15 protein-coding genes are annotated in these 13,209 nt (G+C 62.3%); 9 read left to right on the top strand and 6 right to left on the bottom strand.

Annotation, left to right across the window (positions count from 1 at the left end; all coding sequences use genetic code 11):
• Positions 1 to 2 precede the first annotated feature (2 nt).
• Positions 3 to 1,151: an efflux RND transporter periplasmic adaptor subunit gene (locus J5Y06_RS03765; RefSeq protein WP_209333750.1), complete on the bottom strand. Its 1,149-nt coding sequence runs from the start codon at positions 1,149 to 1,151 to the stop codon at positions 3 to 5.
• Between the two features lie 306 nt (positions 1,152 to 1,457).
• Positions 1,458 to 2,243, bottom strand: a complete 786-nt coding sequence (locus tag J5Y06_RS03760) for a 3-hydroxybutyrate dehydrogenase (RefSeq protein WP_209333749.1) — start codon at positions 2,241 to 2,243, stop codon at positions 1,458 to 1,460.
• 238 nt (positions 2,244 to 2,481) lie between these two features.
• On the opposite strand from J5Y06_RS03760, the gene J5Y06_RS03755 reads away from it, so the two are divergent.
• From J5Y06_RS03755 to leuC, 6 genes are all read left to right on the top strand, one after another.
• Positions 2,482 to 3,225, top strand: a complete 744-nt coding sequence (locus J5Y06_RS03755; RefSeq protein ID WP_209333748.1) for a Bax inhibitor-1/YccA family protein — start codon at positions 2,482 to 2,484, stop codon at positions 3,223 to 3,225.
• Positions 3,226 to 3,427: 202 nt separating this feature from the next.
• Positions 3,428 to 4,804, top strand: a complete 1,377-nt coding sequence (locus tag J5Y06_RS03750) for a dicarboxylate/amino acid:cation symporter (RefSeq protein ID WP_209333747.1) — start codon at positions 3,428 to 3,430, stop codon at positions 4,802 to 4,804.
• Complete coding sequence (locus J5Y06_RS03745) at positions 4,801 to 5,400, top strand: GNAT family N-acetyltransferase (RefSeq protein WP_209334358.1); 600 nt, start codon at positions 4,801 to 4,803, stop codon at positions 5,398 to 5,400. Before J5Y06_RS03750 ends, J5Y06_RS03745 begins: the two co-directional genes overlap by 4 nt.
• 94 nt (positions 5,401 to 5,494) lie before the next feature.
• Positions 5,495 to 6,049 (top strand): MgtC/SapB family protein, encoded by a 555-nt coding sequence (locus J5Y06_RS03740; RefSeq protein ID WP_209333746.1) that lies wholly within the window; start codon positions 5,495 to 5,497, stop codon positions 6,047 to 6,049.
• Between the two features lie 45 nt (positions 6,050 to 6,094).
• Positions 6,095 to 6,223 carry a hypothetical protein gene (locus J5Y06_RS23240; protein WP_280819015.1) on the top strand — a complete coding sequence of 43 codons (129 nt, stop codon included), beginning with the start codon at positions 6,095 to 6,097 and terminating at the stop codon, positions 6,221 to 6,223.
• Between the two features lie 58 nt (positions 6,224 to 6,281).
• A complete protein-coding gene (leuC, locus tag J5Y06_RS03735; protein ID WP_209333745.1) occupies positions 6,282 to 7,691 on the top strand; it encodes a 3-isopropylmalate dehydratase large subunit in 1,410 nt (469 codons plus the stop codon).
• Positions 7,692 to 7,762: 71 nt separating this feature from the next.
• Here the strand turns inward: leuC and J5Y06_RS03730 are convergent, their stop codons facing one another.
• On the bottom strand, positions 7,763 to 8,083 hold the full coding sequence (locus J5Y06_RS03730) for a hypothetical protein (RefSeq protein ID WP_209333744.1): 321 nt from the start codon (positions 8,081 to 8,083) through the stop codon (positions 7,763 to 7,765).
• Between the two features lie 162 nt (positions 8,084 to 8,245).
• On the opposite strand from J5Y06_RS03730, the gene J5Y06_RS03725 reads away from it, so the two are divergent.
• Entirely contained in the window at positions 8,246 to 9,463 is a 1,218-nt protein-coding gene (locus tag J5Y06_RS03725; protein WP_209333743.1) for a GGDEF domain-containing protein, read from the top strand.
• 33 nt (positions 9,464 to 9,496) lie between these two features.
• Here J5Y06_RS03725 and J5Y06_RS03720 read toward each other — a convergent pair whose 3' ends face one another.
• The 3 genes from J5Y06_RS03720 to J5Y06_RS03710 form a co-directional block, all read right to left on the bottom strand.
• Complete coding sequence (locus J5Y06_RS03720; protein WP_209333742.1) at positions 9,497 to 10,360, bottom strand: COG3904 family protein; 864 nt, start codon at positions 10,358 to 10,360, stop codon at positions 9,497 to 9,499.
• Complete coding sequence (locus J5Y06_RS03715; protein WP_209333741.1) at positions 10,357 to 11,661, bottom strand: hypothetical protein; 1,305 nt, start codon at positions 11,659 to 11,661, stop codon at positions 10,357 to 10,359. The genes J5Y06_RS03720 and J5Y06_RS03715 overlap by 4 nt, the downstream gene beginning before the upstream one ends.
• Before the next feature lie 98 nt (positions 11,662 to 11,759).
• On the bottom strand, positions 11,760 to 12,131 hold the full coding sequence (locus J5Y06_RS03710; RefSeq protein WP_209333740.1) for a hypothetical protein: 372 nt from the start codon (positions 12,129 to 12,131) through the stop codon (positions 11,760 to 11,762).
• Positions 12,132 to 12,263: 132 nt separating this feature from the next.
• Between J5Y06_RS03710 and J5Y06_RS03705 the strand changes: the two genes are divergently transcribed.
• Both J5Y06_RS03705 and J5Y06_RS03700 read left to right on the top strand, forming a co-directional pair.
• Complete coding sequence (locus J5Y06_RS03705) at positions 12,264 to 12,725, top strand: GNAT family N-acetyltransferase (protein WP_209333739.1); 462 nt, start codon at positions 12,264 to 12,266, stop codon at positions 12,723 to 12,725.
• 63 nt (positions 12,726 to 12,788) lie between these two features.
• The gene (locus J5Y06_RS03700) at positions 12,789 to 13,175 is read left to right on the top strand and encodes a hypothetical protein (RefSeq protein WP_209333738.1); all 387 of its coding nucleotides are present in this window, start codon (positions 12,789 to 12,791) and stop codon (positions 13,173 to 13,175) included.
• Positions 13,176 to 13,209: the final 34 nt, after the last annotated feature.

The following is a 13,209-nucleotide window of genomic DNA, read 5'->3' as shown; positions in this document are numbered from 1 at the left end:
CTTCAGCCGCCTGTTGCTTCACCCGCAAGGGTTCTGAGCGTCGCCATGTCGGCTTCAACCGGCTTGACGAGGTCGCCGTTGGACACGAGGTCCTGGCCGGCTACGATGATGCGCGTGTCTTTCGGGATGCCCGCCAGAACGAGGCCTTCGGGCGTATCGTCCACGAGGTCGATTGGAATGAACACCACCTTGTCGCTTGGATCGAGGCTGCGCACGCCGATCTCACCGTCCACCGACAGCGTAACCACGGAACGCGGCAGGAACACCGCATCCACGGGAGCGGCACGCAGGGTAATTTCCGCGGTCATTCCGGCGGGAATTTCGCCCTTGCTGTTGGGCACCGCGACTTCGATGCGAAAGGTGCGGGTTTGCGCGGACGCTTCGCGGCTGATGTAGCGAACCGTTCCTTCAACCTGCATGCCGTTGATGAGCCGCACATCCGCTTCGGAGCCGACCTCGAGGAAACCAAGTTCGCGCTCGCTGACCTCGCCGACGGCAAGGATCGGGTCGAGGTTGAGCAGGGTGGCGACCTGCCCGCCCTGGATCACCGAACTGCCGAGCTCGACATCGATCTTGTCGACCACGCCGTTGAAGGGCGCCAAAACCGCGTCGCGGGCGAGTTCGGCTTCCGCCGCTTCCAGTTGGGAGCGTGCTTGTGCCAGGGCCGCACGCGATGCATCGATCTGCAAGCGCGCGAGGTTGCCGGATTTGGCGAGACTTTCCGAAGCCTTGTTTTCCGCCTGGCGCTGCGTAAACACCGCGCGTGCCGTTTCTACGGCCGCGGCCTTTTCTTCCGCGGCAAGACGCAGAATGAGATCGCCGGTTTCGACCCGCTGCCCCTGCTGCACCGGCAGTTCATCGATGATGCCGCCGGCTCGCGTGGCCAGGATTGCGCGCTTGTTGGCTTCGGTGACCCCGGACATGCGAATGGCGCGGGCATGCATGCGCCGAGGCGGCACGACGTAAGCCACCGTACGGGCAACGGCCTCCGGTGCCGGCGCGGCCTCAGGCGTACCTGCAGCGGGCGCAGCCGCAGCCGGCGCTTCCTGTGCGGCCGAGCCAACGGAGGAGAACTTGCCCGTCCCCATCCAGGCTGCCGTGCCGATCAACACCGCAACCGCGGCGACCTTGTGAAATCTGAACTTTGCCATGTTTCAACCGACGCGGCCTTGCCGCCCCTTATTCGCGGGATCGCACCCATCCTTCTTCAAGGACGGATCTGCGGATGCGATGCCGACAGCGCTTGGCGACTTTCTTGCCCCTCGCGCACCGGTGGATCGATACAGCAGTTCAGCTTCCCTTAGAAGCGAAAACATTGGTTAAGCCGGAACGCTGCAGACAAGGGCCACCCTCGGCCAGCCTCAAACCTTGATGCAGTTTCGCGCGCAATCTGCTGGAAGCAAACTGCTGAAATTCGTTGCGCGGCTCATCGTTTTTCGATGAGCGGTGGAGGATCGTTACTGGGCGGTCCAGCCACCATCCACTGAAAGCGTTGTTCCGGTGATCTGGGCGGCGGCGTCTGAACACAGAAACACAACGCACCCGCCGATCTGCTCGACCGTGGCGAACTGCCTGCTAGGCTGCTTCTGCAGCACGATGTCGCGCACCACCTGATCCCTGTCCATGTCCGGATGAGCCGCCGCGAGATCGTCGATCTGCACCTCCACAAGCGGTGTGCGCACGAAGCCGGGGCAGATGGCGTTGCAGGTAATGCCGCTTTGCGCGAGCTCAATCGCCACGGTCTTGGTCAACCCGACCACCCCGTGCTTGGCTGCAACATAGGCGGACTTGAAGGGCGACGCGCGCAAGCCGTGCGCGGAAGCGATGTTGACGATGCGCCCGCTTCCCGCGGCCTTCATCAGCGGAACAACCGCGGCAGTGGTGTGGAAGGCAGAAGACAGGTTGATCGCGATGATCGCATCCCAGCGTTCCAAGGGGAAGCTTTCCACCGGCGCCACATGCTGGATCCCTGCATTGTTCACGAGAACATCCAGGCGGCCGAAATGCTCATGGGCTTGTTGCACCAGGCCGCGGCAAATCTGCGGATCGGCCATGTCGGCCGGCAGGTAAACCGCCTCGACCCCGAATTCCTGCGCCAACGTTTGCGCCAACGCATGATCCTCGGGCCGATCGGTAAAGGAATTCAGCGCAACGGCATAGCCAGCGGCAGCGAGTTCCCGCGCGATGGCCAATCCAATCCCGGAGTTCGATCCAGTCACGAGCGCCGTCTTGTTCATGGTCATCTCCCGCGGCGTCCAAGCCGAAACAGCCCGGCATATCGCGTGGCTTTTCAACAATCCAGATCATCCTGCCGCTGCGTCACGATTTGACGATCACGTGACCATTCCCGCGCGCGACGCCTCTTGTTCTTGCCTTCGCAAAACCTCATATTCCGCTCTAGGCATGCTGGACGTCTCGCCAGCGGCGCCTCGGTTAATCCGCGACCGGACACCGGACGAGACAAAAGCAACAGAGGAAACAATGGCTAATCTTCGCAACTATCAGACTCGGCAGGCCACTTACGGCGCCCGTGCTGATGCCGGCATTGACGAGGGCCTGCGCAGCTACATGCTGCGTGTGTACAATCTCATGGCGATGGGCCTGGGCATCACCGGCCTCGTGGCCTGGGGCGCCTTTCAGATGGCGGTCGCCGACGGCACGCTGACCCCGCTTGGACAGCTGCTCTACCAGAGCGCGTTTCGCTGGGTCGTGATCCTGGCTCCGCTGGCCGTGGTCATGTTCCTGTCGTTCCGCATTCACACGATGAGCGTTGCAGCGGCGCAAGCGACCTTCTGGGTTTATTCAGGCCTCGTCGGACTTTCGTTGTCCACGATCTTCCTGATCTACACCGGCCAGAGCATCGTTCAGACCTTCTTCGTGACGGCCGCTTCGTTCGGTGCCCTGTCGCTGTTCGGCTACACCACCAAGCGTGACCTGTCGGGAATGGGCTCCTTCCTGTTCATGGGCGTGGTCGGCTTGTTGATCGCCATGGTCGTGAACATCTTCCTGCAGTCTTCTGCGCTGCAGTTCGCGATCTCCGCGATTGGTGTTCTGGTGTTTGCTGGCCTCACCGCCTATGACACCCAGCAGATCAAGGAAATGTACTACGAGGGCGACGACACGATGGTCGCTGGCCGTAAGGCCATCATGGGTGCGCTACGCTTGTATCTCGACTTCATCAACATGTTCACCTTCCTGCTGTCGTTCATGGGCAACCGCGAATAACACCAGTGCAGGCGAGTTGAAAAAAGCCCCGGCATCCGCCGGGGCTTTTTTTATGCCGTATCGCTAACTGGTGGACGAAAAAACTCCATTCCTGCCGAACTTTGCAGCAGCTTGCCTGTTTGAACGGCAGCGGCCGTCTTAAGTCACGCTTAGGATTGTCCGCGCACCGAGACAGGGGCGGCGGGCTCGTGGAGTACACCAGATGCCTACACTCACTTCCGCCTCAAGCGCGGCGAAACCCGCTGCGCCCAAGCCCTTTTACGCCAGTTTCGGCTTTCAGGTTCTCACCGCCATGGTGCTTGGCGTGGTGCTCGGCCTCATTGCCCGCAACATGGGAACTAGCCTCAACGGGGATCCGAACTGGCTGACACAAACGCTGTCGACCATTGGTTCGATCTTCGTGCAGCTCCTGCGCGCGCTTGTTCCGCCCTTGATCTTCACCGCCATTGTTGCCTCCATCAGCAACCTGCGACAGTTGTCCAACGCGGCTGCACTGGTCTGGCAAACGCTTCTATGGTTCGCCATCACCGCCCTCATTGCGGTTGTGATCGGCATCACGCTCGGTCTCGTGATCCAGCCTGGCCTAAACACGCAGATTGCAGCAGAAGCCGCTGCGGCACCATCGTCCACCGGCTCATGGATCGACTTCCTGAAGGGCCTCGTGCCCGCCAACATCCTGGGCTTGCAGGCTTCCACCAGGGTCACGGACGGGAGCGCCACCACGGCGCTGAACTTCAACGTGCTGCAGATCCTCGTTGTTTCCATTGCAATCGGCGTGGCCGCCCTCAAGATCGGTGACGCTGCCGAGCCGTTTCTGGCCTTTAACCGCTCACTTCTGGCGCTGACCCGCAAGGTGCTTTGGTGGGTCATCCGCCTGACGCCGATCGGCACGATCGGCCTGCTCGGCAACGCCGTGGCACAGTATGGTTGGCACACCCTGTCGCAACTCGGCTGGTTTTCGGCCGCCGTTTACATCGGCCTCGCGCTGGTTCTGTTCGTTGTCTACCCGGTTCTTCTCACCTTGAACGGCCTCAATCCGGCCCGCTTCTTCGCCGGTGCGTGGCCCGCCATCCAACTCGCCTTCGTGTCGCGTTCTTCCATTGGCACGCTGCCCGTGACGGAAACGGTTACCGAAAAGAGCCTTGGCGTTCCGCGGGAATATGCAGCCTTTGCCGTGCCGCTGGGCGCCACCACCAAGATGGACGGTTGCGCGGCCATCTACCCGGCCATTGCCGCCATTTTCGTGGCGCAGTTCTATGGCGTGCCGCTCGGGATCCAGGACTACTTCCTGATCGTGTTCGTGTCGGTGATCGGTTCGGCGGCAACGGCGGGGCTGACAGGCGCCGTGGTGATGTTGACGCTGACCCTTTCGACGCTGGGCCTGCCGCTTGCCGGCGTCGGGCTTCTGCTTGCCGTTGACCCGATCCTCGACATGGGCCGCACGGCCGTCAATGTCGCCGGGCAGGCGCTGATCCCGACGCTGGTCTCCAAGCGCGCCGGCATCCTTGACGAGGCGCAATATGACCGCGCCGGCGGTATTGACGCGCTGGACACGGATGCGGCACCACAAGCCGCATAACGATCGAGGGGCGGCTGCAACGGCAGCCGCCCCTCCTCACGGACGCTTGGGAGGGGGTCATCACCACAACACCCGAAACGGTTATCCGCCCGCTCACCGCGGCGGATGCTGCCGCTTATCGCGCGATCCGCATGGAAGCGCTTCACGACACGCCGGAAGCTTTCAGCGCCAGCCCGGAAGACGAGGCTGATCTCAGCGACGCGGACATGGCGTTGCGCTGCGAGCCGGCAGTCCCCGGTGTCACCATCGGTGCGTTCAGCGGTGCGACCCTGATCGGCACAGCGTGTTATCTGCCGGAGCGTCGCGCCAAGACGAGACACAAGGCAACGATGGTGGCGGTGTACCTGAAGCCCGCCTGGCGAAAAACCGGTGTCGGCCGCGCCATGGTGGAAGCGATCATCGCCCATGCCCGCAAGGAGCGCGTGATCCTGCTTTGCAATGCCACCATGCACAACCTGCCAGCGCGGCGCCTTTATCATGCGCTTGGCTTCGTGCCCTATGGCGTGGAACGTGATGCGTTGATCATCAATGGCCAAAGCTATGATGAGGAACTCCTGATGCTTGACCTGAGGCAGGATCAACCCGCGGCGGAGTGACGGTGTTCGGCTGGGCGTCGAAAGCGGGCATCCGGTAGCGGACCCCAGGACCATCTTGTAAGCTTTGCCGGGATACCAACTTGGGCACGCAAACATGGAAGCGCTTTTCGAAGAGTTCGGCAGCCCGACGATCATCCCCTTTCCTGTTCTGACGGCTCGCATCCTCCTCGCCACGATTTTGGGAGCGGTCATCGGCTTCGAACGGGAATGGCAGCGTCATTCGGCGGGCCTGCGCACCCACATCATGGTTTGCGTGGCAGCAGCCGTTTACGGCATCCTCACCGTCGAGATCACTCTTCAGCCGATTTTCAGGGACGCCCCCGTGCAGGTTGATCCAATCCGCTCGGTGGAAGCGGTGACGGCCGGCGTGGCTTTTTTGGCAGCCGGGCTGATCTGGGCCGGCCGCGGCAAGGTCCATGGTCTCACGACGGGCGCTGGCATGTGGTTGGCGGGGGCGATCGGCCTCGCTTGCGGGCTCGGCCTTTGGCAGATCGCCCTCCTCGGCACGGGGCTTGCGCTTATGGTTCTGGCGCTCGTGCGTTTCCTGAGCGACTGGATCAGCGGTGGCGAAACAGAAAGCGACGACGGGGACCAGCCGGCGCGCAAGCACGCTTACTCCCCCGCCGATCCCAACAAGCCAAAGACCTGAGCGCCTGCGATCCACGCTCGATTGCCGAAACAGCGGAAGCTTGATATGAGCCGGCACATGGAAGCGCTGTTTGGCAAGCCCGCCTATCGCCGTTTCACCCTGCAGGACCGCAAGCGTCTGCCGGGCCGCTTCTTTTCGCATGTTTGCGGGGCTTCAACGGCACGACTTCGCTAGATCCGTTCGCCAGAGCCTTTGGCATCCAGCCACGCCAACGAATAACGGATCACCGATCATGACCGCACCACGCACGCTTTACGACAAGATCTTCGACGACCACGTTGTTGACCGTCAGGACGACGGCACCTGCCTCCTGTATATCGACCGCCACCTCGTCCACGAGGTCACCAGCCCTCAGGCTTTCGAAGGCCTGCGCATGACCGGCCGCAAGGTTCGGCACCCCGAGAAAACGCTGGCCGTGGTCGACCACAACGTGTCGACCTCGCCGGAGCGCAAGTTCGGCATCAAGAACGAGGAAAGTCGGATCCAGGTCGAGGCGCTTGCTCGCAACACGGCCGAATTCGGTGTGGAATATTATGATGCGGCGGATGTGCGCCAGGGCATTGTCCACATCATTGGTCCCGAACAGGGCTTCACGCTGCCTGGCATGACGATCGTGTGCGGCGACAGCCACACCTCCACGCATGGCGCGTTCGGCGCGCTCGCGCATGGGATCGGCACCTCGGAGGTCGAGCATGTCCTGGCGACCCAAACGCTGATCCAGAGAAAAGCCAAAAACATGCTGGTTCAGGTCGACGGCCAGTTGCCGGAAGGCGTGACCGCCAAGGACATCATCCTGGCGATCATCGGCGAGATCGGCACGGCCGGCGGTACGGGCTATGTGATCGAATATGCGGGCGAAGCGATCCGGGCGCTCTCGATGGAAGGGCGCATGACGATCTGCAACATGTCGATTGAAGGGGGCGCACGCGCTGGCTTGATCGCTCCAGACGAAACCACCTTTGCCTATGTAAAGGACAAGCCGCGCGCACCAAAGGGCGAAGCGTGGGACGCAGCACTCGCTTACTGGAAGACGCTCAGCACCGACGAGGGCGCGCATTTCGACAAGGTGGTGCGCCTGAACGCGGCCGCCCTGCCGCCGATCGTGTCCTGGGGGTCGTCACCGGAAGACGTCGTGTCCGTGGAAGGCGTGGTTCCGGACCCGCAACTGATCGCCGACGAAAACAAGCGCGCTTCGAAGATCCGCGCCCTGGAATATATGGGCCTTCAGGCCGGCACGAAGATCACCGACATCGCGCTCGACCGCGTGTTCATCGGCTCGTGCACGAATGGCCGCATCGAAGATCTACGCGCCGTTGCGAAGGTGGTGGAAGGTCGCAAGGTCAACCCGAAGGTCAACGCGATGATCGTGCCGGGTTCGGGCCTCGTGAAGGAACAGGCGGAAGCCGAAGGGCTCGACAAGATCTTCGTGGAAGCCGGCTTCGACTGGCGCGAACCGGGCTGCTCCATGTGCTTGGCCATGAATGATGACCGGCTGAGCCCCTACGAGCGCTGCGCTTCCACTTCGAACCGCAACTTCGAGGGTCGTCAGGGCTTCAAGGGCCGCACCCACCTCGTTTCCCCGGCCATGGCGGCGGCGGCTGCGATTGAAGGGCACTTCGTGGACATCCGCTCCTTCCGGTAAGCGCCTGTCCTCCCCACCACCGCAAAAAAGCGCGCCTCGGCGCGCTTTTTTTTTTCAACGAACGGGTGCTGCTACTTGCCCGTTTCGTCGCGCCGAATGAGTTCGTGGAAGCTGTCCCGCTGCCCCGGAACATCGGCCGAAACGACCAAAGCCAGCTCGCTTTCCTCGAAGATTTTGAACCATTCATCCCATTCAACCAGCTCGAGGCCGCCGGCATTCACAGGCCGTTCTGCCTGGTCCGTGTCCAGATAAGCCCTCTGATCGAACACCAAACGCAGCATTGGCTGGGTTCCTGCGGCGGGTGAAATATCCACAACGGCGGGGGTTCCCATCCGTGCCGCCGCCCAATCGCGGATCGCTTCGTGATCGGTCAAGGTGATCGTCTCAGCCATTCTGAACTCCTTTTGCTCGCCTTGAAGAGGCAGAGCCGCTGTAAACAGCGCGACAACGCGATGTTTTCGCAAGCGGTTCCGCCAACTTCTTACCCGCCGTGTTAACCGAAACTTCGGGGCATCGCCATAGAAGTCGAGTTCTGCGACCGGAACCTGAAGAACATGAGCGGCGGCGGCTTCATCCTGGCCATCAACCTAACCACCGCTGCGCTTCTGGCGTCGGTGTTCCTGTTGATGGCGGCCTATGACCGGAGCGCCACGGCTTCGCGCTGGATGTCCCTGAGCTATGTGCTCGGCTTCGTTTACGTCAGTCTTGAATTCATTGTCGCCGTTGTGTCGGACGGCAACTTCCCCATCATAGGCGCCTATATGGCCTTCGCCTTCGCGCTTGCCACCTTTAACGTCGGGCTTGCGCGCAAATACGACCGTCCCGTGCCGGGCTTCCTCTTGGCGCTGCTTCTGACCTATGCGCTCGCCACGATCCTCATCCATGGCGGCCAGCCCCACCTGGCTTTGCTGCCGATGCTTCTTTATCAGTTGCCCTACGCACTGCTGCAGTTGATCGGCGCGTATCTGATCCTAACCGCGCCCCGAAAGCAGAAACTGGACTACGGTCTCGCAGCCCTGATCGCCGGGAGCGGTTTGCATTTTCTGGCTAAGCCCTTGATCGGCTTGGCACTTGGCAGCGTCGGCTCCACCGCCAATGATTACATGGCCACCACCTATGCGCTGTTTTCACAAACAACCAGCGCCTTCTTCTCCATCGCAATCGCACTTGCGGCCATGGTGGTGATCATGCGCGACCTCCTGGCCACCTTCATGAAGCGATCGGAAACCGACTCCCTGACGGGCGTGCTGAACCGGCGCGGCTTTGAGGAACGGCTGGAGCCGATCCTGCGCTTCAACGACAATTCGCGCCTGCCACTTACCCTCGTTCTCTGCGATCTCGATCACTTCAAGGCGATCAACGACACTTATGGCCACGCGGTGGGCGACCTCGTAATCACCACCTTCGCGGACCAGCTGACACAAGCCGCAACAAGCAGCCGCCCCGTGATTGGCCGCGTAGGTGGCGAGGAGTTTGCGATCGTGTTGCCGGGAACAAACCTGCCAGCCGCGAGGCTGTTTGCCGAAGAGATCCGGTCGGATTTCGCGTCTTCGATGATTGCAGGCACGCCATCCGAACAGCGCTTCACCGCCAGTTTCGGTGTCGCGGAGCGGCAGGAAGGCGAAAACCTTCTCGATCTCATGGCGCGTGCCGACGCTGCGCTTTATCATGCCAAGGCCGCGGGCCGCGATGGCGTTCGCGTTGCGCCCGCCGTGGTCGGCGGCCAAAGCGCGCCCACCAGCGGCCGCACCTTTCGCGCCCGCCGCGCCTGACCGAACCGTAGTAGATGGGAGCCGCTCGGCGGCTTAGCCTTTCGGCCTAGTTTCGGCCGCCGCCAGGCTACCCGATCCCGTAACCAGCCTGTACTGCGCCTGCTGGTCGGGCGTGAGATAATACAAACGCTGCGGCGGCGTATCGAGGGCGTGCAGCCACAGCGTGGCGTCCACGCCCATGTCGATCAGGTAACGGCTGATCTTGGCCGTTGTGGCCTGCGCACTGGACAGGGCCGCCGCTGCGTTGCTTGAACTGCCCTCCATTGCGTAGAACTGGTGCAGTCCGAGGGCAGCCTTTTTTCCCGCCGTTCGCTCCGTTCCACCGGCAAAAAAGAGCGGGCACGACGAAGCGCAGATGCTGCCATCCTGAACTTCGGTTGCAAACCCTTTTTCCCGCACGAGACGTCCCATGGCGATCGCGTCCTCGAGCGCACCACCGGGGGAATCGATCACGATGGTTTGGACATACTCGCCGCGTTCTTCCAGTTCCTCGGCAAGGCGGTCTGCACTGCCCTGTCCGATGCGGCCCACAGCTTTGAGTCGGCCATCTCCTTCCAGGGAAAAGCGCATCTCCTGTTCGAGCAGCGCCTCTTTAGTTGTGACGTCACTGCGGGGGTCACGCGTGGCATTGTCGGGATAAGCGCCGTCCGGCATCGGCGGCAAGATCGGCTCGGCCGAATGCCCCGGCAAAGCCGAAAGGCTCGGCAGGAAGCCGTTGCTTTCAGATAGTTCGCGCAGGTCGAGCACAAGAACCGCGATCGCGCCGATCAGGAGGCCGCGGAAAGCCCAGCGCATCACCTCGCCTTCATCGAAGCGCCGGAAGTACCGCATAAGAAGGCTGGGACGCTCCCGTGACGCCTCGCGCTGAACATCGCCATGCAGACTGGAATCGCTCATGGTTCACCGCGCTTGCGTTCGTTGATGGTGAGGGGCGTGACGTTTTCCGCAGCAGCGACCTTCGGTAGCGGATCGGCGGCTGGCGGTGGAGGCGACGAGGTTGCAACCTGCTGTCGCGCCATCAGGGCCTGATGCAGTTCGATCGAGCGCATCATGTCGGCTGCGCTGATCCGGTCGGCGTTTTCCATCAGGTCCTCGCCGCGCCGGGCTGCGGAATGAACCACGCACAGGATGCCCACCAGCACCGCCGGCAAAAGGTCGATGGAGATCGCACCGGCCCAGCTCGGAATGAAATCACCGGCATAACGCAGCACCGCTTCGGCGGCCGTCAGCGGAACGTAGCGCCGCTCGGCGACGCGCGGTTGCGCCAGGATCTCCGCTGCCGCGTCTGACAAGGCCTGCGACTGGGCGCCAACGGATTGGCGAATCGTGTTCATCACGATGTCCTGCCGCCCCGCCAGATTAGGATCCGCACCATCGGCGATCGGGGCGATGAAGCCAACCGACAGGTCCGCGGCCGCCCGGCTTACTGACGGTGCGATCGACGTTTGCTCGAGCGAGGAAATCACGCCCGCCAGCATCACCGCCTGTTCGGCAAAGGCGTCGGAGCGCGGTGCAATGGCACCGGGCGCAGAAACAAGGCGACGCATTTCGGCCAGCCGTGTTTGCCCTTCCGCAAACAAGGTCGCCACCGTTTCGCGGGACGCCTGGATGCTCGCTTCCAGTTCCCGCATCTGGGCGGCCATTTGCGTCAACAACTGAACAACAGAACCCGAACCGGTGGTGCCGGTCAGGGAACCGCTGGTGCGCTCGTCTTCCGCAAGGCGGGAAAACCGCTCGCCGGCACGCTGGATGTCCGGCAGGAGCGACAGCGCACCCAGGGCATTGCTGTTCGCCTGGTCGAGATCCGAGGTGTAGCCTTCCAGCGTCACCGCTAGATGCTGTTCCACGGCCGCCGAACCGGCCAGCGCCGCTGCATTGAGCCAGGACGACATGGCGATGATCATGCCCATGCCAAGCGCCATGATGGCGAGCAGGGACAGCCTCGAACTGCCGTCGCGCATTTCCGGTAGGAAACGCAGGAGGTAGGTCCAGAAGCCGTACATGGCGACGGCCACGGAAGCGGAATAGATCAGCGCCGCGAAGAACACCACGGTTGCGGAACCGTCCAGAAGGCTGCGCACGCCGAGATAAGTGTAAACGCCCGACCCCAGCGCCAGCGTCGCCAGCACGAAGCGGCTCATCGTTTCCAATGAGGCGATCTGGTGCTTTAAACGGCGGGCGGTCTGAACTTGCTGCATGGGGCGCTGCATAACTCCACGGTTAACGGTAGCTTAACGAGACGCTGACGATCATGACCATTTCAGGGCCTGCGCCAGCGTCGCGGCTCACGCCTTTGTCAGCGGCAGATGCCGGCTGGAACTGGAACAACGTTGTCGGGCAGGCCGTACATGTAGCTGCGACCATGCAGCAGCACCGGCTGGCGATTGCAGCGCGGATTGTAGTGGCGGCGATTGTCGTAGCGCGGCTCGTAGGCAACCACCGGCTGCTCTTCACCGAACAGTTCGGCGTTCAGCTCGGCGGCCAGGTAGCCCTTGCCGACCACCACGCGCTTGTAGCCGCTCGGGCTCTGGATAATGAGGTTGCCGAAGCTGTCCTCGTGGATGGAATCGTAAACGAAGCCCCCGGCCAATGCCGGGGACGACACAACGGCCGCAACCATCATGGCTCCGAGCAGACCCGTGATCTTGGGCAAGAAGCGTGTGTGCATGTAAGCCTCCAGCATCGGAAACAAGGTTTCCCTGCTCAACTAATTAACTAATCCTTAACCAAAGTCACGGTGCGCAGCTCCATCGCGCACCACGCAATTGACAGTTATGGTTAATGTCGCATCTTGGATTGCATGAGCCAAAGCACCACCACAGACATCGCCGTCCTCCACTTCAAGGACGCGCAGGAACTCGCCCCGCTGCTGGCGGCATATGCCCAGGCGCTGAAGCGCGGGGCACCTCGACGGCCAGACAGCTACTACGCGGAGATGCTGCTGCAGGACCGTTCGGCGGAAGTGCTCGGGGCGCAGATCAATGGCCGCCTGATCGGCTTCATGATCTTCACCGACCTGCCCGAGCCCATCACCGGTCTGCGCTACGGACAGGCCGACCACATCTTTGTTCATCAGGATGTTCGCGGCCAAGGCATTGCGAAAGCGATGGTGGACGTCCTAGCCGACCATGGGGAAGAGCGGGGCTGGAGCCGCCTGGTGTTGAACGCGCCGCGCCAGCCCGATGACGGCCGCAAGCTTTATGAGCAGATTGCCGCGCCGGCCGATTGGACGAGCTACATCATCGCTTTCGACGCAGGTTAACCGCGCCGCGCGTTGATCGGGCCCGGCGCCGACGTTAAGCCTATGCCAATGGAAGCGAATCGATTGCCCGGATCTCGGATCCCCCGCGGAGCTGCCCTTTTCGCGGGCATGCTCATCCTTTCGTCCTGTGTCGCACCTGAAAATGCCGGCACCTCCCCGTCCGGAGGACCGGCACCGGAGGGTGCGGCTTCTGTCAGTGTCACCGAACAAGCCGCGCCCCAGCCGCGCCTTGCGACCTACAGCTGCGGCGAAGACGGCTCGATCAGCATCGAAAGCCTGGGTGATGCCGTGCGGATCCTCGGCACGGATGGGGTTTCGGTCGACCTGCCGGCCGCACCCCCAGCGCAAACCGCCCGCTTTGGCGGCTCAAGCCAGGCCATTGTCATAGAAAACGACGAAGCTCTCTACATGGTGGCAGGCAAGCCGACGCTGAACTGCCGCCGCTCCTGATACATCTCGCAGCGCACTAATCGATTGAAGCTGA

The organism is Tianweitania sediminis (genome assembly GCF_017813335.1).
Taxonomy (GTDB): domain Bacteria; phylum Pseudomonadota; class Alphaproteobacteria; order Rhizobiales; family Rhizobiaceae; genus Tianweitania; species Tianweitania sediminis.
The sequence above is the reverse complement of the archived record's forward strand: the minus strand, read 5'-3'. Positions and strand labels throughout refer to the sequence as shown.

Coding starts and splice junctions, on each gene's coding strand:
- J5Y06_RS03765 (WP_209333750.1), bottom strand. CDS start 1,151: ATGGCAAAGTTCAGATTTCACAAGGTCGCCGCGGTTGCGGTGTTGATC.
- J5Y06_RS03760 (WP_209333749.1), bottom strand. CDS start 2,243: ATGACCATGAACAAGACGGCGCTCGTGACTGGATCGAACTCCGGGATT.
- J5Y06_RS03755 (WP_209333748.1), top strand. CDS start 2,482: ATGGCTAATCTTCGCAACTATCAGACTCGGCAGGCCACTTACGGCGCC.
- J5Y06_RS03750 (WP_209333747.1), top strand. CDS start 3,428: ATGCCTACACTCACTTCCGCCTCAAGCGCGGCGAAACCCGCTGCGCCC.
- J5Y06_RS03740 (WP_209333746.1), top strand. CDS start 5,495: ATGGAAGCGCTTTTCGAAGAGTTCGGCAGCCCGACGATCATCCCCTTT.
- J5Y06_RS23240 (WP_280819015.1), top strand. CDS start 6,095: ATGAGCCGGCACATGGAAGCGCTGTTTGGCAAGCCCGCCTATCGCCGT.
- leuC (WP_209333745.1), top strand. CDS start 6,282: ATGACCGCACCACGCACGCTTTACGACAAGATCTTCGACGACCACGTT.
- J5Y06_RS03730 (WP_209333744.1), bottom strand. CDS start 8,083: ATGGCTGAGACGATCACCTTGACCGATCACGAAGCGATCCGCGATTGG.
- J5Y06_RS03725 (WP_209333743.1), top strand. CDS start 8,246: ATGAGCGGCGGCGGCTTCATCCTGGCCATCAACCTAACCACCGCTGCG.
- J5Y06_RS03720 (WP_209333742.1), bottom strand. CDS start 10,360: ATGAGCGATTCCAGTCTGCATGGCGATGTTCAGCGCGAGGCGTCACGG.
- J5Y06_RS03715 (WP_209333741.1), bottom strand. CDS start 11,661: ATGCAGCAAGTTCAGACCGCCCGCCGTTTAAAGCACCAGATCGCCTCA.
- J5Y06_RS03710 (WP_209333740.1), bottom strand. CDS start 12,131: ATGCACACACGCTTCTTGCCCAAGATCACGGGTCTGCTCGGAGCCATG.
- J5Y06_RS03705 (WP_209333739.1), top strand. CDS start 12,264: ATGAGCCAAAGCACCACCACAGACATCGCCGTCCTCCACTTCAAGGAC.